The sequence below is a fragment of the Streptomyces sp. SID13726 genome (genome assembly GCF_010548375.1).
Taxonomy (GTDB): domain Bacteria; phylum Actinomycetota; class Actinomycetes; order Streptomycetales; family Streptomycetaceae; genus Streptomyces.
Window position 1 is genome coordinate 1 of the sequence record NZ_JAAGLY010000802.1, and the last position, 393, is coordinate 393.

The following is a 393-nucleotide window of genomic DNA, read 5'->3' on the forward strand; positions in this document are numbered from 1 at the left end:
GTGGCCGCGCAGGTTCCGGAGACCCAGGCGGGCGTCCGCGTGGTCGACCGGCGCTTCGTGCGCACCGCGCACGAGCGGGGGCTCCAGGTGCACGTGTGGACCGTGAACGAACCGCAACGCATGGAAGCGCTCCTGGACCTGGGCGTCGATGGCATCATGACCGACCGGATCGACATCTTGCGCACGGTGCTGGACCGGCGCGGGGCCTGGGCCTGACCGCCTCACCGGCCGCGCGCGGGCCCCGGCGGGCCGCAGCGGTACGGCATCAGCGAGGGGGCACCGGATGAGTGCGCGGACGACGGACACGACGGAGCCGGGGCCGGACGACGGAAGGGCGCGGACGGAGACCGCCGCCGGCCGCAAGCGCGAACAGCACGGCTGGTACTTCTACGA

At 73.8% G+C, this 393-nt stretch carries 1 protein-coding gene; it reads left to right on the forward strand.

The features are described 5' to 3' along the window. Positions 1–216 (forward strand): glycerophosphodiester phosphodiesterase family protein (locus G3I78_RS50385; protein ID WP_275424958.1); only part of this gene is annotated, 216 nt, incomplete at its 5' end. Between the last annotated feature and the right edge of the window lie 177 nt (positions 217–393).